The organism is Erythrobacter sp. JB1-7 (assembly GCF_057365015.1).
In genome coordinates, this window is record NZ_CP200291.1 from 2,449,588 (window position 1) to 2,467,506 (window position 17,919).

Below are 17,919 nucleotides of genomic sequence, written 5' to 3' on the forward strand. Positions count from 1 at the left end.
AAGCTCGCAGACCTATCTCCACTTAATCACAGAATGCGCAAACTTCCATGGCAAAGGGGCAATTGGTGGGTTGAGCGTTGGATGCGGCTCGACTAAAGGCGTGGCTTTAATGGACAACACGGCATCTTATCGCGCTCCCGATCGCTTTCCAGCGGGCCGGGCGGCCTTTCCGCATCGTGATCTCACTGGCATCGGGCAGCTTGAACGTCACGAGGTTTTGTATTTGCTCGCCTCAGCTGAGCAATGGGTCGAACTGAACCGGCAAAGCGCGAAACATGCAGGCTTGCTTGCCGGGCTAACCATCATCAACGCCTTTTTCGAAGCGTCCACCCGAACGCTGTTAAGCTTTGAAATTGCGGGCAAACGGCTGGGCGCAGATGTCGTCAATATGCATGCCGCGCAATCGAGCGTGAAAAAGGGCGAGACGCTGATCGACACCGCGATCACGCTGAATGCCATGCGCGCCGATGCGATTGTGATCCGCCATGGATCAAGCGGGGCGACCCAATTGATCGCGGACAAGGTGGATTGCCCGGTGCTTAATGCTGGCGATGGCAGCCACGAACACCCCACGCAGGGTTTGCTCGATGCGCTGGCGCTTCGCACAAAACTGGCAGAGCGGGGCGAGGCCGCCGAGGATTTCACCGGGCGCACTGTGCTGATCTGCGGGGATATTCTGCACAGCCGGGTCGCGCGTTCGAACATTTTGTGCCTGCAAGCCATGGGCGCGAGCGTGCGGGCCTGCGCGCCGCCTGCTCTGATGCCGGCAGGGATTGGCGCGATGGGAGTGGAGGAGTTCCACGATTTTGATGCGGCATTATCCGGCGTTGATGTGGTGATGATGCTGCGGCTTCAGCAGGAACGCATGGCGGGGCAATTCATCCCTTCAGCCCGCGAATATCATCACCTGTACGGCCTCACAAAAGCGCGGCTGGCGCTCGCGGCAAGCGATGCCTTGGTCATGCATCCCGGCCCGATGAACAGGGGCGTGGAGATCGACAGCGAGGTGGCCGATATGCTCGACCGGTCGATTATCACGCAGCAGGTTGAAATGGGCGTGGCAATCCGGATGGCTTGTCTTGATGTGCTGACCCGGCAGGCGCGCGGTGTTGAGGGGTGGGCACAATGAAGCAGACGCAGCCTATAACGATCACCGGCGGGCAGCTGGTCACGGGTGATAGCACCATAAGCGGCGGCGTGCGGCTGGCCGATGGGCTGATTGCAGCCGCCGGGCCAGATGTCGCACCTGAGGCTGGCGATGCGGTGATGGATGCGCGCGGGCAATTGATTGCGCCGGGTCTCGTTGATCTGGGCGTGTTCGCGATTGATAAACGCGCGTTTCATTTCGGCGGTATCACGCGGGCGGCGCTTATGCCCGATCAATCCCCGCCGCTCGATTATCCCAGCCGCATCAATTACATTGCCAAATCGGGCAAGCCTGATCTGTGGGTCCACCCGCTGGCGGCTGCGACTCGCTCGCTTGAAGGGGCGCAGCTGGCTGAAATAGCGCTGATGCGCGATGCGGGCGCGCGCGGCATTGCAACCGGGCGGCGCTGGATCGGCGATAGCGGCGTGATGCTGCGCGTGTGCCAATATGCTGCGATGCTCGATCTGGTGGTGGTGACCCATGCCGAGGATGCAGCCCTGGTGGGCGATGCAGCGGCCAGCGCGGGCGAGATTGCAACGCGGCTTGGCCTGCCCAGCGCGCCTGCCGAAGCTGAGGCGCTCGCAGTGGCGCGCGATATTGCGCTTGCCGAGATGAGCGGCGCGCGCGTGCATTTGCGCCAGGTGACCACGGCGGCGGGATTTGATCTGGTGCGCGCGGCCAAATCGCGCGGGGTGCGGGTAACCTGCGGGATAACGCCTGCGCATTTCATGCTGTCCGACCTTGCGACAGCCGATTTTCGCACCTTTGCCAAGCTTTCGCCGCCATTGCGCAGCGAAGCGGATCGGCAAGCGGCCATCGCTGCCATTGGCGAAGGGGTCGTGGATGTTATTGCAAGCGGCCACGATCCGCGCGGGCCAGAGGATAAACGCCTGCCATTTGCCGATGCGGAGCCAGGAATGGCGGGGGCTGAAACGCTGCTTGCCATGACGCTGACACTGGTGCGCGACGGGGTGATCGATATGGCGCGCGCGTTTGATTTGCTGGCGCGCAATCCTGCCCGGCTTTTGGGAGTGCCAGCGGGCGCCCTCGAACAAGGGCTGGAGGCGGATATTGCTCTGATTGATCCAGAGGCCCCGTGGATGATCGACCGGACAAAGATGGAAGCAACGGGCGATAACACTCCGTTTGAACGCCAAGGCGCACAAGGCAGAGTGCGCGCGCTGATCAAAGGCGGAGTGCAGATTGAGCTTTGAGGCCAATGGCGCAGACCCGGCGCCGCAGGCGTCGCAAGGGCGACTGCCCGCCCGCAGCGGGTCCGCAGCGAAGCGAAGGACGTCTAGCGAGGACGAACCCGCGGATGCGGGTTCGCAAACCATTACTCCATAAAAAACGCCCCCGGAAGTTCGCACTTCCGAGGGCAGTTTCGCTGAAGTTCGTGTGTGTTTCTTACCGGGTGCGGGCAGCGATCCGCACGCCGCGATCCACTGCGCCTGCTGGCGGGTTGGATGCAGCATAGGCAAAGCAGCCTCGGCCCGAGGCCTTGACGGTGCGGCACATGGAGCGCGCGGTCGATTGGCCAAAGCCAGCCGCTGCGACGCGGAAATAGGTTTTGCCTTTCACTTCGGCGCGAGTGATGACGACATCATGCGCTTTCAGCTGCGGGAATTTGGATTGCGCGACTTTCCATCCGCGTTCCGCCTCGGCGCGGCTTGAAAAGCTGCCCAATTGGATAAGATGCGTGTCCGCCTTTGGCTTGGTATAGGCCGCGCGGCGCTGGGTTGCAGGCTTGGCTGCGGGCTTGGGCGCGCGGGTTGGCGCTTTGGCAACGCGCTGAGGAGCTGCGCTTGAGGGCGCGACAGGAACTTTCTGCACAACAGGCTTGGAAACGAACCGATCGCTCGATGCGCGAGCGGGGGTCGCTGCGGGTTTAGCGACAGGTTTCGCAACCGGGCGAACCGCAGGTTTTGGAGCCGCCTGGTTCGTCGCTGCCAGAATATCGGCAACGGTCGGATCAACGGTGGCAACGCGCGCTTTGGGAGCGGCGGTGGTGGTGCCGGGTGCCAGTTTGAATGCGAGAGCTTCGCCTTCGCTCACTTTGCCAGGTTCGTCCGCACCATCAACAGGGACGCTGGCAGCAGGCACGCTGGCGGCGGCCTGTGCGATCATTTGTTCGGTGCTGGGGAAATTGCCAAGCGCCAGATGCTGCGGTTGGCCGCCATCGCTTGCAGGCGAAACCTGGAGCAGGTCAGCAACGCGCGCCTGATGCGCTTCGGGCTGTGATGTCGCTGCCCATCCGGACAAACGCCCGTCAAGCTGGCCAGCGGGCACATCTTCTGCCGCCATCACGCGGGCCGCGCGCCAGTTGCCTGCCAGCGCATAAGCATAGGCAAGGTTCTGACGCACTTTTGCAGTGTTCTGCCCAGCGCGCAGCGTGTTCATCAGCACATGCGTGCCTTGTTCAGGCTTTCCAGCAAGCGCGATCGCAAGGCCATAATCAGCCGGATTGATCGCGGCTTCATTCGCTTCGAGTTGACGCAGCGCTGTTGCCGTGTCGCCGGCCGCGATCTTGGCGAGCGCAAAGCTCAGTACAGTACGCGCATCCTCATCACCCAGATCCAGCGCATCGCCAAAGCTGGTGGCAGCAGACTGGAACCGGCCCGCTTCAAGGTAAGCAGCGCCCAAAGTGGAGCGGAAAGCGGGATTGCGCGGCTCTGCCAAAACGGCGGCCTCTGCATGGGCGATGGCTTTGGAAACCTGCCCTTTTTCCAGCGCAATCTGCGCCTTGCTGAACGAGGCATCCGCGCGCGGCGCAGAACTGGTGGTGCACCCTGCCAGCGCGACACTTGCAAGGGCGGTGCCCATCACGAGGGCGATCCGGTTGGCATTATGGAGACCGTTGGTGCGGCTGTTGGTGCTGCGTGACATGGTCATATTCCCTGTTTCAAATGGCGCGTTCAAATGCGTTGGGTGGTCAAACAATTCAGTGAAATTCAGCGGCGTTTCATGCGCTGGACGAGAGCATCGAGATCTTCGATTTCATCCAGCATCTGATCGAGCGCCTGTGTCACCAAAGCCTGCGCGCTCATATTGTGCATCGTGGATGCAAGCCGCAGTTTCAGGTGGCGATCCGCATCAAGCCGCAAAGTGAAAGCGGCGCGTTTGGCGCTGGATTTCGACTTGGATCTGGCGGGTTTGGATTTCTTGGGTTTTGGAGCGATGTCGGCTGCCGATTTGGCCGAAATGGGCACGACTTTGGCCGTGTTCTTCGCGGCTTTACCCGTGGTCTTTTTGGGTTTGGCTGTTTTTACTGGAGCGACTTTTACAGGCGCTGGTGTGGCAGGCGCAGCAGGCTCGACCAGATCGGCTTCTTCTGCGCCCATATCGTTCCAGCCCAGATCTTCCAGCTGATCGGCATTGGCGCCGGTTGCGGTGGCAATGTCGCTGGGCAAAGATGCCGCCTGGGGCCGCATAGCAGGTTTTGCTCCGCCTTTGCGAGCGAGCAAGCGCGGGCCGAGTGAGGCGAAACTGGCTTCTGTCATCCTCCCCGGCTCCCTTATTGGGCCACGCGGCGGCCAAAACCACCAGCGGGCCGCGCAACACCGCCGCCATTGGCGACAGGCGTGCCGGGTGCGGCAAAGACTGTGCGGCGGAAGTTTTTCTCCAGCCGGTCAGAAATGTATTTCCACAAAGCCGTGATTTCAGCAGCGCTGCGGCTTTCTTCGTCCACTTCCATCACTGTGCGGCCATCAATCATCGAGGCGGCAAAATCAGTGCGGTGGTGCAAAGTGATCGGGGCAACCGTGCCGTGCTGCGACAGTGCAACGGCGGCTTCGGATGTGATTTTTGCTTTGGGAGTGGCCGCGTTCACGACAAACACCAACGGCTTGCCAGCGCGCTCGCACAGATCAACCGTCGCGCCCACAGCGCGCAGATCGTGCGGGCTGGGACGGGTGGGGACCACGATCAGTTCAGCCACGCTGATAACCGATTGGATCGCCATGGTGATGGCAGGCGGCGTGTCGATGACAGCCAGTTTGAAACCCTGTTGACGCAAAGCTGCCAGATCATTGGCCAGCCGCGACACGGTGGTTTGGGCAAAGGCGGGGTATTCCGCTTCGCGCTCGTTCCACCAATCGGCCAAAGAACCTTGCGGGTCGATGTCGATCAGCACGACAGGGCCAGCGCCAGCGCGCTGAGCCTGAACGGCGAGATGCCCGGACAGGGTTGTTTTACCCGATCCGCCTTTTTGCGATGCCAAAGCGAGTACGCGCAAGGATTGGTCCCCCAAGAAATTAGGCCAGTGCCCGCTTGCGTGATTGCAGCGAGTGCCATTGAGATCGCAGGATACCCCTAATTTTGAGTTAACGAGAGCCGGAGCACCCGCCGCGAAATGACCTTGGAGACAGCAACGAAATCCTAACCCGGCATTCACTATACCCGGTTCAAAGCTGATACATCGCGCACGCAGTCCCATTGTGGTACACTTGGCAGGGATAGCTGTATGGCGCGCTGGAATACGGAACGAAAAGGGCGAAAGATGATGGCACATTCCATGACCCAATTGCTTGGAAAAGGGCGATTTTTACCCGGATTGGCTGCGGGAATTGCTTTGGGTGTGGCAGCGCCCTTATCCGCGGATGTGAAAACCGGCGTCGATGCCTGGAGCGCGGGCGATTATGATCGCGCAGTTGCCGAATGGTCAGAGCCCGCTGCAAAGGGCGATACCGATGCGCTGTTCAATTTGGCGCAGGCTTACCGTTTGGGACGCGGGGTCGAAGCAGACATTTCCAAAGCGCGCGATTTGTATTTGCAAGCCGCCCGGCAAGGCCATGTCAAAGCGGCGGACAACTACGGTCTGCTGCTGTTTCAGCAGGGCGAACAGGCCAATGCGATGCCTCTGATCGAGGCCGCTTCAGGACGCGGCGATCCGCGCGCGCAGTATGTTATGGGTCTGGCCCATTTTAATGCGGATTTTGCGGAAAAAGACTGGGTGCGCGCCTATGCGCTGCTCTCGCTTTCCCAGGCAGCTGGTTTGCCGCAGGCGAGCAACGCACTGGCGCAGATGGACACCTACATCCCGCTGGCCCAGCGGCAGGAAGCGCAGATTTTGGCGGTGACTTTGAAAGCGGAAGCCGATCAGCGTCTGAGCGCGCAATTGGCTGCTGCTGATCTGGGCGTTGTAACACCGGTGAACGCGGCTCCTGCCAATTCGGGCCCGGCTATGGCCGCACCGCGCGCACCGCATCGGTCCGCTTCGGCACGCAGCGTTGCATCACCGCCGCCTGCTACGCCGCAAACCCGCCGCGAACCGCGCGGATTGCCGCCCGCATCGCAGCCTGTGCCGCAATATCGCCTGCCAGCCGCCGCGCCACCAGCGCCAACGCCTGCGCCATCGCGGGCTGCGGCCCCTGCTCCTAAACCCTCAGCTCTTGCTGCCTCTGGGGGCGCATGGGGCCTGCAATTGGGAGCGTTTGGCGTTGCTGCCAACGCGGACAAACTTTGGAGCAAGCTGTCGAGCAACCCCGCACTGGCCGGCGCGCGCAAGTCGCTGATTTCGGGCGGGCGCGTTACCAGGCTGATGGCGTTGGGCTTTGCCAGCCAAAGCGAAGCGGCCCGCGCGTGCTCTGCGCTCAAACGTCAGGGGCAGGATTGTCTCGTCAAGAAGCCGTGATCACGCATTTGTGACCGGGCACATCTGATCGCGCGTTTTTGCCGCTCGAATTTGCCCGTTCGAATATGACCGCTCGACTTTGAACGAATGCTATCAGCGGCTCGGCTGCAATCGCTTTTCTTGGGCCTCGCACCTGCTAGACAAGGCTCACAGGGGGATTCGAGATGAGCGATACAATCAGTGCAGCGGCGATAGAGGCTGAGTTCGGTGATAAGGGCGCATCCCCCGTCCCTTCAGCACCCGTTGCGAAAAGCGATCGGATATCCACGCTCGATTTCATTCGCGGCATCGCCGTTATGGGCATTCTGGCCGCCAATATCATCGCCTTTGGCCAGCCGTTCAACGCCTATATGTTCCCTGAGGCTTTTCTGGTCGATGCAGCTGATCCGGGCGGGTGGCAATGGATTGCGCAATTCGTTTTGGTCGACGGTAAGATGCGCGGGCTATTCACGCTGTTATTTGGCGCAGGCATGTATCTGTTTATGGAGCGGGCATGGGCGCGCGGGGAGACGCGCAAGCTGCAATTGTGGCGATTGTTCCTGCTGCTGTGTTTCGGGCTCGTGCATTTCTTTTTCATCTGGATGGGCGATATTCTGGCGATGTACGGCCTTATCGGCTTTGTCGCAGTGGCTTGCCTGCGGTGGACCGCCAAGGCGCAGCTCGTTGTCGGGCTGACAGGCTATGTGTTTGGCGCGCTGTTTTACGGCGCAATGATCAGCTTTCCTTTCGTGATCGCAGAAACGCCCGCGGGCGAGGCAGCGGAATTTTCCGAAATGCGCGTCGAGTTTCAAGATGGGATCAAAGAGGCGCTTGCCGATGATGCGATCACAACGGAGCTTAAGCAGTCAGGTAATTATGCGGGGCTTGTGGAACGGCGCGTGGCCGAGGAATGGTTCCTGATCCCGGCCAATTCGCTTTGGATGATGTTTGAAACCCTGCCGCTGATGCTGTTGGGCATGGCGCTGTACCGGTACGGCTTTTTCAGTGGGGCGCTGGCATCCAGAAAAATGCGAGTCTGGGGCTGGGCCGGGCTGGCTGGAGGTGCGCTTTTGCACTTGGGTATAGGATTGTTTGTCAAAGCAAGCGGCTTTGGCTTTTACGCGGGAACTGCCGCATTTATTGGCTGGAGTATGCTGCCCCGAATTATGATGGTCTTGGGACTTGCGGCCTTGCTTGTCGAATACTCGCCCAAATGGACGGGTTGGCTGGCCGAGCGTATCCGAGCAGCGGGCAGAGCGGCCTTTACCAACTATCTGGGTACATCTGTATTGATGCTTTTTGTGTTTCACGGCTGGGCGCTGGGGCTGTTTGGCGCGCTCAATCGTCCGCAGCTTTACCTGGTCATGGCGCTTGCGTGGGTCATCATGCTGGCGTGGTCAAAGCCATGGCTTGACCGGTATCGTTATGGCCCGCTGGAATGGCTGTGGCGGTGTATGACCTATCGCAAGGTATTTCCGCTCAAGCGCTGAGGTTCGAAGCGGAACCCGCTGAGTTTTTGTTGACTGCGGATTGCACATCCGTGCAATCCTTGGCCGGGTGTTTTCGTTAAGTGCGCTCAGGCATCCGCCTGAGCTTGGCCGGACCACCCCGCTTCGCGTTCTTGTCTCGTGTTCGCTTACGCTCATGGCCGGGCCACCCCACCTCCCCGCCCGTCCACCATATCCTATGGAACCCTTGGTGGACGGGCGGGGAGGCGGAGCGGTCCGGCTAAGCCTTTGGCGGATGCCAAAGGCGCACCCAACAAAACCCTTGCAATTGAGAATAATTCGCATAACTTGGTTTTGCAAACGACTCGCAGGAGTAACTATCCGCCCATGTATATCTGCATCTGTAACGCAATAAGGGAAGCAGACCTGCGCACCGCAGCCACAAAAGGGCGCGGTGACGCGGCGGCGACTTATGCTGCGCTGGGTAAGAAACCCAATTGCGGTCAATGCCTTATGAAAGCAGGCGCGATCATCAACGAGGAGCGCGCGCTGGCCTCTTGCGATCAAGTCGCAGTCTAAAGCGCTTTTCAGTTACTGAGAACGGTTTTCAAGTAGCTGAAAAATAAAGAGAAATTTTCGATTTCCCCTTGTTCGGGGCGATGTATGCCGCATATAAGAGCCATGCGACGCGGCATGCGCACTCTTGCGCATCTGCCACCAGAACAAGGAAACCCCCGCCATGAAGGGCGATGCAAAAGTAATCGAATTTCTCAACAAGGCTCTCACAAATGAGCTGACCGCGATCAACCAATATTGGCTGCATTACCGCGTGCTCGATGATTGGGGTGTGGCGAAGCTTGCAGCTTATGAACGCAAGGAATCCATTGAAGAAATGGAACATGCCGACAAATTGGCCGCGCGGGTGCTGTTTTTGGGCGGGCTTCCCAATTTTCAGGCGATCCACAATCTGCGCGTCGGCGAGACGGTGAAGGAAATCCTCGATGCGGATATGAAGCTTGAGGAAGACGCGATCCCGCTGCTGCGCGATGCGGTCGAACATTGCGAAAAAGTGCGCGATTATGTGAGCCGCGATCTGTTCGCCCACATCCTCGACAACGAAGAGGAGCATGTCGATTTCCTCGAAACGCAGTTCGATATGATCAAGAATATGGGGCTGGAAAACTACGTCCAGTTGCAAAGTCAGGCGGCGGGCGAGGGGTAACTTTGCCGCGTCAGGCATTCGATGCATAGAAAGGGGCGGGGCAGCGGTGCCTCGCCTTTTTTGTGTGCGCGTAGATCGTCAGCGTTTTTTCCGCTCATGCGGGCCATCAGCAGCCAGCAAGGTTTCGCGCAAGAACTGCGACAGCGCAAAGATAAGCAAGCCCATGGTGACGACCCACAAAACCGCGACAATCGTGCCGATCTGCGCTTTGATATAGACCGAGACGAACAGCAGCGCGATCACCACGCTGATGACGCAGGCTGCACCGGTTGAAAACTTGATCGCCCGGCGCGATATCGCGCGGCGGGCGCGCAGCCATTGAAGCTCTGCCGCTTTGGCTGCGCCGTCATCTTTGGGCACTTGCTCATCCAGCCGCTCAATCCGGCCCGCAATCCAATTGAGCCGGGTCACCATGACATTCATGATTGATCCAATCGCGACGAGCAGAAACGCAGGCGCAAGGCTGAGCTGCACTGCGCGGCTGACATCGGGCGTGTTGGATGTGCGCTCGATTATCTCGGTGGCGATGCCCGCTGCGCTTAACAGGTCGATCACGTCTTGTCCGATCCGCCCGAATAATTGCCGCCGCCACCTTTGTTGGCGTTATACGGGTTTTTGGGGCTTTTCAGCGTCACGCGCACAGGCACCGCGTCAAATCCCAGTTTGGCGCGGATGCCGTTCACCAGATAGCGTTCATAGCTTTTGGGCAAATCATCCAGCCGCGTGCCAAACACCACAAAGCGCGGCGGGCGCGTGCCGACCTGTGTGATATAGCGCAGCTTGATCCGCCGCCCGCCGGGGGCTGGCGGGGGATTGGCCGCCAGCGCATCATCGAACCAGCGATTGAGCGCGGCAGTGGGCACGCGTTTTGACCAGTTTTCGCGCAGATCAAACGCCGCGCCCAGCATCGTATCGAGCCCTTTGCCGGTCTTCGCGCTCACTGCGAACAGGGGCACGCCGCGCACTTGCGCGAGGCCATCATGCAGCGCGGCTTTGATCCCGTTGAACAGGCCGCTGGGCGTGTCCGTTCCGCCTTGGCCGGCAATGTCCCATTTGTTGATCGCAATCATCAACGCGCGCCCTTCTTCAAGCGCGAGCGATGCGATTTTGAGATCTTGATGCTCAAGCCCCTGGGTCGCATCCAGCAGCAGCACGACAACCTCGGCAAAATCCACCGCGCGCCGCGCATCGGCAACCGAGAGCTTTTCCAGCTTTTCGGTGACATTGCGCTTTTTGCGCATGCCAGCGGTGTCGATCAGGCGGATGTCGCGCGCGTTGTCTTCGTCGGGGCCGGCTTTGGGATCGTGCCACACCCAATCAATCGCAATCGAATCGCGTGTGATCCCGGCCTCTGGTCCTGTCAGCAGGCGATCTTCGCCCAAAAGCTGATTGATCAGTGTCGATTTGCCCGCATTGGGCCGGCCAACAATGGCAAGTTTCAGGGGGCCAAGCGGCGCATCCTCATCCTCTTCAATCGGGCGCGAAGCGGCTTCTTCAAAGGCATCGGCCTGATCGCCAATGATAGGCCACAGCACGCTGAACAAATCGGCAATACCTTCGCCGTGTTCGGCGGATAGAGGGACAGGTTCACCAAGGCCGAGCGAATAGGATTCGAGCACTCCGGATTCGCCCGAAGACCCTTCGGCTTTGTTCGCGACCAGAACAATCGGCACATCCGCGCCGCGCAGATAGCGAGCAATTTCGCTGTCGAGAGGGGTCAGTCCGGCGCGTGCATCAATGACAAACATCGCCGCATCTGCGCCTTTCAGACTGGCTTCTGTCTGTTTGCGCATTCGGCCGGGCAGAGTGAGTTCATGCTCGTCTTCCCACCCGGCGGTGTCAACGACGGTGAATTGCAATCCGGCAATCTCTGCATCGCCCATCCGCCTGTCCCGCGTCACGCCGGGCTGATCATCGACGAGCGCGAGCTTTTTGCCGACAAGCCGGTTGAACAGCGTCGATTTGCCCACATTGGGCCGCCCGATAATGACGACTTCGGGTTTTGTGGCGGGGAGGGGAGAGGTTTCCATGGCAATAGGGGCGCTGTGTGCGCCGCCTTAATCCTTCTTCGCAACGGGCGGATTGTCGCCTAGATCTTCAAACCATGCCTCAACCGGGCCATTAAGCTTGATGGTGAGCGGGCGGCCTTTGCGGTCGACGGTTTTGCCGGCCTGCACGCGCACCCACCCTTCGGAAATGGAGTATTCTTCGATATCGGTGCGCACTTTGCCTTTGAACCGGATGCCAATGCCGCGCTGCAGGGTTGCTGCATCGAAATGCGGGCTCGCCGGGCTGACCGAGAGGTGGTTGGGCGGAGTGTCTGCGCTGGAAGGCGTGGCGGATTCGGCGGATTGGGGTGTTTCGTCTGTCATGATATTCTTTCGCTTTTGCGGCGCGTAATGCCGCTATCGGGTGCGCCTTACGAGCCTCGCGGCCTCTAAACAAGCAGACACTGGGTCAGCGGATGCTTGCCCTTTGGCGAAAGCGGCGATACAGGCCATCGCGAATACGCGCGGGGACCGGCTTTGGTTTCCCGCGCGGCTTCGTTCAGCAATGCGGGCGTGGCGGAATTGGTAGACGCGCTGGTTTTAGGTACCAGTATCGTAAGATGTGGGGGTTCGAGTCCCTTCGCCCGCACCAATCTGCGCCATCAGGCCCGCGGCTGAACGACGATACGCTGTCACGATTTTGCGAAGAAGAAGGCTCTCAAAGTACACTCATGCAAACCAAGCAAACCATCAATGAAGGCCTCAAACGCGCCTATTCGATCACCATCAGCGCTGATGAAATCAGCTCCAAAGTGGATGCAGAGATCAAAAAGGTTGCCCCGCAGGTCAAAATGCCCGGCTTTCGCCCCGGCAAAGTGCCCGCCAATCTTGTGAAAAAGATGCACGGCGAACAATTGCACGCGCAGGTCGTCAATGATGCGATCCAGTCGGCAGTTGATGGCGTGATCCGGGATGAGGAACTGCGCCCGGCCATGCAGCCGCAAATCTCGCTTGGCGAAGGGTATGAAGAAGGCAAGGACGCTGAACTGACCGTCGAGCTTGAAGTGCTGCCCGATATCGAAGCGCCCAGCACCGATGGGTTGAAGCTGGAAAAGCTGGTCGTGCCGGTCACCGATGAACAGATCGACGAAGCGATCCAGGGCATTGCGGGCCAGAATAAAAGTTACAAAGACGCAGCCAAAACTAAGAAAGCGGCCGACGGCAATCAGCTCATCATTGATTTTGTCGGCAAGATTGACGGCGTTGAATTTGAAGGCGGAAAAGCCGAAGACGCGCCGCTCGTTCTTGGATCAGGCGCGTTCATTCCCGGTTTTGAAGAGCAGTTGACCGGTGTGAAAGCGGGCGATGAAAAGACCATCACGGTCAATTTCCCCGATGATTATCAGGCCGACCATCTCGCAGGTAAAGAGGCGACCTTTGACGTAACGGTGAAAGCGGTGAAAGTGGAAACCGACACCGTCATCGACGAAGAATTTGCGACCAATCTGGGTCTAGAAAGCCTCGATAAGCTGAAAGAGCTGATGAAAGGGCAATTGGAGCAGCAAACCGCTGGTCTGACGCGCACGCAGATGAAGCGTTCGCTGCTCGATACGCTGGCGGCGGGGCATGATTTTGAAGTGCCCGGCCAAATGGTCGATGCCGAATTTGAGCAGATCTGGAACCAGCTGCAACAAGAAGCGTCCAAGGAAGACGATCCCGAAGCGGCTTTGAAAGAAATTGAAGCGGAAAAAGACGATTACAAAGCGATTGCCGAACGCCGCGTGCGTTTGGGCCTGCTGCTGTCCGAGATCGGCCAGGCCAATAATGTTGAGGTGAGCGCGCAGGAAATGTCGATGCTGATCCAGCAGGCAGCCCAGCAATATCGCGAGGAAGACCGCGAACGCTTCATGCAATATGTCCAGTCTGATCCGATGGCGGCGGCTCAATTGCGCGCGCCTTTGTACGAAGACAAAGTGGTCGATTATCTGTTCGACACTGCCGAAGTGACAGAACGCGAAGTGACCGCAGAGGAATTGCAGGCCGCGATTGAAGCGGATGAAAGCGCTGAGGCGGAAAAAGCCAAGGCGGCACCGAAGAAGAAAGCCGCAGCGAAAAAGCCAGCAGCGAAAAAAGCGCCAGCGAAGAAGCCAGCAGCCAAGAAAGCTCCGGCCAAAAAGGCTGACGCTGAGGAAAAACCCGCCGCGAAGAAGGCTCCGGCGAAAAAAGCCCCGGCCAAGAAAGCGGCAGCGAAACCTGCGGCTGAGAAAAAGCCGGCGGCCAAAAAGGCTCCCGCTAAAAAACCAGCTGCGAAAAAAGCGCCTGCCAAGAAAGCATAAGCTGCAAATCAGCGAGTCCCTGCGAAGGCGGAGACCGCGTGCAACCAAGCGCCAAGCGGCATGAGATCCCCGCCTTTGCGGGGACGCGCTATTCGGTTGCCGCTTGGATTTCGGGCGGCGACCAAGGTTTAAATGACGGCGCGGGCAGTTCGGCTGTTCGCGCCGTTTCATATGCAGCGCCCGCTTTCAGCACATCGTGATCGGCCCATTTTGCGCCGAAAAAGCTGATGCCAACCGGCAGCCCTTCGATATGTCCCATCGGAACAGTCAGGTGCGGATAGCCCGCGATGGCTGCGGGCGATCCGAACCCGATGGAGCCGTTGAAACTGTCGCCGTTGACCAAATCGCTCGTCCATGCCGGGCCGCGTGTTGGGGCGACGAGGAATTGCACATTGTGCGCCGCTAGCAGCATGTCGAGCGTTTCCTCGCCTGCGATCCGCACTGCATTTTCCCGCGCTTTTTCATAGGCCTCGCGGTCGGTGGTCGCTTCGGCAAGCTCGAACAATTCCTGCCCGAACCAGCGCATTTCGGTCTCTGCATTGGCTTTGTTGAACGCGATGAGGTCAGCCAGTGATCGCGGGGCGACATCTGTGTCTGTTTCGCCGGGTCCGCCGCCGATTGCAGGGATCGATTCCAGATAGGCGTTCATGCCCTCGCGCAGCTCGAACATCAGCACGGTAAAGCTGTCGCGGAACATTTCCTCGCGCGGTTCAAACTCGATATCGACCAGCACCGCGCCCGCGCGCTCCAAATCGGCCAGCGCCACACCGAAAACCTCAGCCAGATCTGCGCGGTTGCCGATCTGATTGCGCATCACCCCGATGCGCACGCCTTGCAGGGCCGCATCGTCAAGCCCCGCTGCGTAGTCGGAAATGCGCGGAACGTTTAAGGTGACGGGGTCGGCATTGTCCTCGCCCGCAATCGCGCTCAACAGCCTAGCGGCATCGCGCACTGTGCGCGTCATCGGACCCGCTGTATCCTGCGTGCTTGAAATCGGCACCACATGCGTGCGGCTGACGATCCCGACGCTGGGCTTGAAGCCCACGATCCCGTTGATCGAGGCGGGGCACGATATGGAGCCATTCGTCTCAGTCCCAATCGCCGCCCAGGCAAAGCCCGCAGCCACCGCAGCGGCGCTGCCTGAGGATGATCCGCAAGTGTTGCGATCGGTGGCATGCGGATTGCGAGTGAGGCCGCCAATCGCGCTCCACCCGCTGGTCGAGTTATCGCTGCGGATATTGGCCCATTCACTGAGATTGGTTTTGCCCAAAACCACCCCGCCAGCCACGCGCAGATTGGCGATCAGCGGCGCGTCGCGGCCTGTGAAATTGTCCTTCAATGCCAGACTGCCAGCGGTGGTGGGCAATTCGCGCGTCTCGATATTGTCTTTGACCAGCACCGCGCGCCCGCCAAGCGGTGCGATTCCGATCAACTCAGATGCTTGCTCGGGCGCATCGGGATTGACGGCAATCACCGCATTCAGTTCAGGGCCTGCATCGTCCAGCCGCTCAATCCGGTCGAGATAATAGCGCGCCTCAGCCGCCGTATCGCTCAAGGTCCGCGCATCGGATGAAGTGATCGGCAAAATCAGAGCTGCGGTAAGGGCGAGGGCGCAAATGGGGTGTTTCATGCGTCAAGGATCGCACCTTTTGGTTCAGTTATGCAAGCGAGTAAAAAACCGCCGCTATTAACCTTTTGACCCGCGCCGTCTCAATCGCGAACGCCGATAGCATGATGCTTGTGGTGGGCGCGTCTGCGGGTCAACGCCGCGAAACGCAATTTTGCAATCCGGTAACTCAAAGCTGCTATAGCCCCCAATCAGATGAATCAATCAGCCGCCCAATCCCAGCCCAGCGCGCCGCCCAAGCGCAAGCATTATCACGATATTGATGGTGCGCGTTCGGTGCTGATGTTCCTGTCTGTCGCGCTGCACACAGGCACAGTCTACGCGCCGATGCGGCCATGGATTACAGGGAACGAGGACCGCGCGGCGTTCTTTGATTGGTTGATCTTTGCTTTCCATCTATTTGTAACGCCGACCTTTTTCTTTGTTGGCGGGTTCTTTGCCGTGCTGCTTCTCACAAGGCGCACAGTGGGCGATTTTCTGTGGAACCGCTTTCAGCGCACCGCCATCCCGCTGATTGTGATCGCGGTCACGTTCAACATGCTCGAACATTATCTCAGATGGAGTGATGCTGGCGGGACAGGCTCGATATTCGAATGGATCGGCAGCCCGGCTTTCGTGCAGATCTGGGCGGATGGCACATGGCAATTGCATCTGTGGTTCCTTATCAGCCTGTTGCCGATGTTTGTGCTTGCTGCGATTGTTCAGGCAGCCGTGCCCAAGGATGCGGGGCTGCGCGGGCTGTCTGTCAAACTGTCCGACTGGCTGGGCAAAATCGCCAGCGGCAGCCTGCCTTTCTTATTCGTCCTGTTGTTTTTTGGTTTTGCCAACACGGCCAATTATTCCGCTGCGGCGCTGGTGCCGGGCGGGTATGATCTGATTTTTCCCGGCTTTCAAAGCTGGTACAAACTGACCAGCGAATTTCCTTTCTTCGTCATCGGCGTGATGGCGGCCCTGTCACCGCGCTTGCTTGCAGCCTTGGTTGAATGGCGCTGGTGGATGCCGATTGCTGCATTTGCAGCGCTATTGTTTCAACCCTATCCGATGGCGGATCAGGGGCACATCATGCCGTTTGTGTTCAATGGCGCGGCCTCTATGGGGATTGATCTGGGTGAGGATCGCACGTTCGCTGTGCGCATGACATTGCTGTTCCTTAACCAGCTGGCGATCTGGACACTGGTTTTGTTCATCCTGCAATTCTTCCACCGCTTCTTTAACGAAGGCGGCCCGCGCACCGCTTGGCTCGCCGATTGCGCGCTGTCGATGTATCTGTTCCACCACTGCTTTGTATATATTTACGGGCAGATGTTTGTGGGGCTCGATTGGCCGATTGCGCTGGAATTTGCGATTGTGACCTTTGCAGCGGCGACCACGGTCATCCTGATCCATGAATTGCTGGTGCGGCGCGTTGCGATTTTGCGCTTGTTGTTCAATGGCAAAACCGATGTGGAACAGGTCGCTCATCAGCCCGGTTTTTTCGAAGCGTTCTTTCCATCTGCCAAGGCGCAGTCGGTTAAAACCACGAAGCCTGCTTGAACCTATCCCCAGCGTAAACGCGCGACCCCTTGAAAAAGCGCATCCCGGCCCGACATAGCGGGTCCGGCATTCACGAAGGAAAAGCTCACCATGATCGATCTGCTTGGCGCAAACGGCGAAACACACGGCTCTCAGGGTCAGTTTACGCGTGATCCTCTTACCGGCGCCTTGGTGCCTGTGGTGGTGGAGCAAACCAGCCGGGGCGAGCGCAGCTTCGACATTTTCTCGCGCCTTTTGCGCGAACGTATCGTGTTTGTGACAGGGCAAATCGAAGACGGCATGGCATCGCTGATCACAGCGCAGCTGCTGTTCCTCGAAAGCGAAAACCCGTCAAAGCCGATTTCGATGTACATCAACTCGCCCGGCGGCGTGGTGACTGCTGGTCTGCAGATCTATGACACCATGCAATATATCAAACCGCGCGTTTCGACCGTGGTGATGGGGCAAGCGGCCAGCATGGGCAGTTTCCTGCTTGCCGCAGGTGAGCCGGGCATGCGCATCGCTTTGCCCAATGCGCGCGTGATGGTGCATCAGCCTTCGGGCGGGGCGCGCGGCATGGCGTCCGATATCGAAATTCAGGCGCGCGAGATCTTGCGCATTCGCACCCGGATGAACGATCTCTATGTCAAATTCACGGGCCGCACCCTTGAAGAGATTGAAAAGGCGATGGACCGCGACACCTTCCTTGAGGCTGAAGAGGCCAAGGAGTTTGGCCTGGTCGATAAAGTCTTCGAAACGCGCCCCGAAAATGAAGAGGGCGATGAGGAAGCAGGCTCTGGCGGAGCGCCCGAATAACCTCGCGCGCGGTTTTGCCTGCGGTTGTAATATATTTGGAAACGAATGCGCATTCATGTGTCCCGCGATGTGACGCGGCGGCAGGTAAACGGGCTTTGCGTGTTACAAAGGCGACATTTGCCGCCTGATTGGACGTAAATTCGGGCACTTGTGGTTGATTCATTTTGTGTCGGAGATACAGTCAGCGAATCCGAACATGGGGTCGTTTCAAT

The 17,919-nt window shown here is 59.1% G+C and carries 16 protein-coding genes and 1 tRNA gene; 10 read left to right on the forward strand and 7 right to left on the reverse strand.

Annotated features, from left to right (window positions below):
* Positions 1 to 109: 109 nt before the first annotated feature.
* On the forward strand, positions 110 to 1,129 hold the full coding sequence (locus AC0V6W_RS11895; RefSeq protein WP_486150244.1) for an aspartate carbamoyltransferase catalytic subunit: 1,020 nt from the start codon (positions 110 to 112) through the stop codon (positions 1,127 to 1,129).
* The gene (locus tag AC0V6W_RS11900) at positions 1,126 to 2,361 is read left to right on the forward strand and encodes a dihydroorotase (protein ID WP_486150245.1); all 1,236 of its coding nucleotides are present in this window, start codon (positions 1,126 to 1,128) and stop codon (positions 2,359 to 2,361) included. The genes AC0V6W_RS11895 and AC0V6W_RS11900 overlap by 4 nt, the downstream gene beginning before the upstream one ends.
* Before the next feature lie 193 nt (positions 2,362 to 2,554).
* Here AC0V6W_RS11900 and AC0V6W_RS11905 read toward each other — a convergent pair whose 3' ends face one another.
* From AC0V6W_RS11905 to AC0V6W_RS11915, 3 genes are read right to left on the reverse strand one after another with little or no spacing between them, the layout of a single operon-like run.
* The gene (locus AC0V6W_RS11905; RefSeq protein WP_486150246.1) at positions 2,555 to 4,039 is read right to left on the reverse strand and encodes an SPOR domain-containing protein; all 1,485 of its coding nucleotides are present in this window, start codon (positions 4,037 to 4,039) and stop codon (positions 2,555 to 2,557) included.
* 59 nt (positions 4,040 to 4,098) lie between these two features.
* Positions 4,099 to 4,647, reverse strand: coding sequence for a hypothetical protein (locus AC0V6W_RS11910; RefSeq protein ID WP_486150248.1), 549 nt, complete (start codon positions 4,645 to 4,647; stop codon positions 4,099 to 4,101).
* 14 nt (positions 4,648 to 4,661) lie between these two features.
* Positions 4,662 to 5,381, reverse strand: a complete 720-nt coding sequence (locus AC0V6W_RS11915) for an AAA family ATPase (RefSeq protein ID WP_486150250.1) — start codon at positions 5,379 to 5,381, stop codon at positions 4,662 to 4,664.
* Between the two features lie 264 nt (positions 5,382 to 5,645).
* Here AC0V6W_RS11915 and AC0V6W_RS11920 point away from each other — a divergent pair, with 264 nt between their 5' ends.
* The 4 genes from AC0V6W_RS11920 (at position 5,646) to bfr (ending at position 9,428) form a co-directional block, all read left to right on the forward strand.
* Positions 5,646 to 6,779, forward strand: a complete 1,134-nt coding sequence (locus AC0V6W_RS11920) for an SPOR domain-containing protein (RefSeq protein ID WP_486150252.1) — start codon at positions 5,646 to 5,648, stop codon at positions 6,777 to 6,779.
* A gap of 164 nt (positions 6,780 to 6,943) precedes the next feature.
* A complete protein-coding gene (locus tag AC0V6W_RS11925) occupies positions 6,944 to 8,248 on the forward strand; it encodes a DUF418 domain-containing protein (protein WP_486150254.1) in 1,305 nt (434 codons plus the stop codon).
* Positions 8,249 to 8,593: 345 nt separating this feature from the next.
* Entirely contained in the window at positions 8,594 to 8,785 is a 192-nt protein-coding gene (locus tag AC0V6W_RS11930) for a (2Fe-2S)-binding protein (protein WP_486150256.1), read from the forward strand.
* 160 nt (positions 8,786 to 8,945) lie between these two features.
* The gene (gene bfr, locus AC0V6W_RS11935) at positions 8,946 to 9,428 is read left to right on the forward strand and encodes a bacterioferritin (RefSeq protein WP_486150258.1); all 483 of its coding nucleotides are present in this window, start codon (positions 8,946 to 8,948) and stop codon (positions 9,426 to 9,428) included.
* A 78-nt stretch (positions 9,429 to 9,506) separates the two neighbouring features.
* Here the strand turns inward: bfr and AC0V6W_RS11940 are convergent, their stop codons facing one another.
* The 3 genes from AC0V6W_RS11940 to AC0V6W_RS11950 are packed head-to-tail and all read right to left on the reverse strand — an operon-like array spanning position 9,507 to position 11,800.
* Entirely contained in the window at positions 9,507 to 9,983 is a 477-nt protein-coding gene (locus AC0V6W_RS11940; RefSeq protein ID WP_486150260.1) for a DUF2721 domain-containing protein, read from the reverse strand.
* A complete protein-coding gene (gene der, locus AC0V6W_RS11945; RefSeq protein ID WP_486150262.1) occupies positions 9,980 to 11,458 on the reverse strand; it encodes a ribosome biogenesis GTPase Der in 1,479 nt (492 codons plus the stop codon). The genes AC0V6W_RS11940 and der overlap by 4 nt, the downstream gene beginning before the upstream one ends.
* Before the next feature lie 27 nt (positions 11,459 to 11,485).
* A complete protein-coding gene (locus AC0V6W_RS11950) occupies positions 11,486 to 11,800 on the reverse strand; it encodes a DUF3297 family protein (protein ID WP_486150264.1) in 315 nt (104 codons plus the stop codon).
* A 183-nt stretch (positions 11,801 to 11,983) separates the two neighbouring features.
* Between AC0V6W_RS11950 and AC0V6W_RS11955 the strand changes: the two genes are divergently transcribed.
* Both AC0V6W_RS11955 and tig read left to right on the forward strand, forming a co-directional pair.
* Positions 11,984 to 12,068 (forward strand) — tRNA-Leu (locus tag AC0V6W_RS11955).
* Positions 12,069 to 12,147: 79 nt separating this feature from the next.
* Complete coding sequence (tig, locus tag AC0V6W_RS11960) at positions 12,148 to 13,752, forward strand: trigger factor (RefSeq protein WP_486150266.1); 1,605 nt, start codon at positions 12,148 to 12,150, stop codon at positions 13,750 to 13,752.
* An 88-nt stretch (positions 13,753 to 13,840) separates the two neighbouring features.
* Here the strand turns inward: tig and AC0V6W_RS11965 are convergent, their stop codons facing one another.
* Complete coding sequence (locus AC0V6W_RS11965) at positions 13,841 to 15,382, reverse strand: amidase (RefSeq protein ID WP_486150268.1); 1,542 nt, start codon at positions 15,380 to 15,382, stop codon at positions 13,841 to 13,843.
* Between the two features lie 192 nt (positions 15,383 to 15,574).
* On the opposite strand from AC0V6W_RS11965, the gene AC0V6W_RS11970 reads away from it, so the two are divergent.
* Positions 15,575 to 16,912, forward strand: coding sequence for an acyltransferase family protein (locus AC0V6W_RS11970; protein ID WP_486150270.1), 1,338 nt, complete (start codon positions 15,575 to 15,577; stop codon positions 16,910 to 16,912).
* A 90-nt stretch (positions 16,913 to 17,002) separates the two neighbouring features.
* Positions 17,003 to 17,707, forward strand: coding sequence for an ATP-dependent Clp protease proteolytic subunit (locus AC0V6W_RS11975; protein ID WP_486150272.1), 705 nt, complete (start codon positions 17,003 to 17,005; stop codon positions 17,705 to 17,707).
* The last annotated feature ends 212 nt before the right edge of the window (positions 17,708 to 17,919 follow it).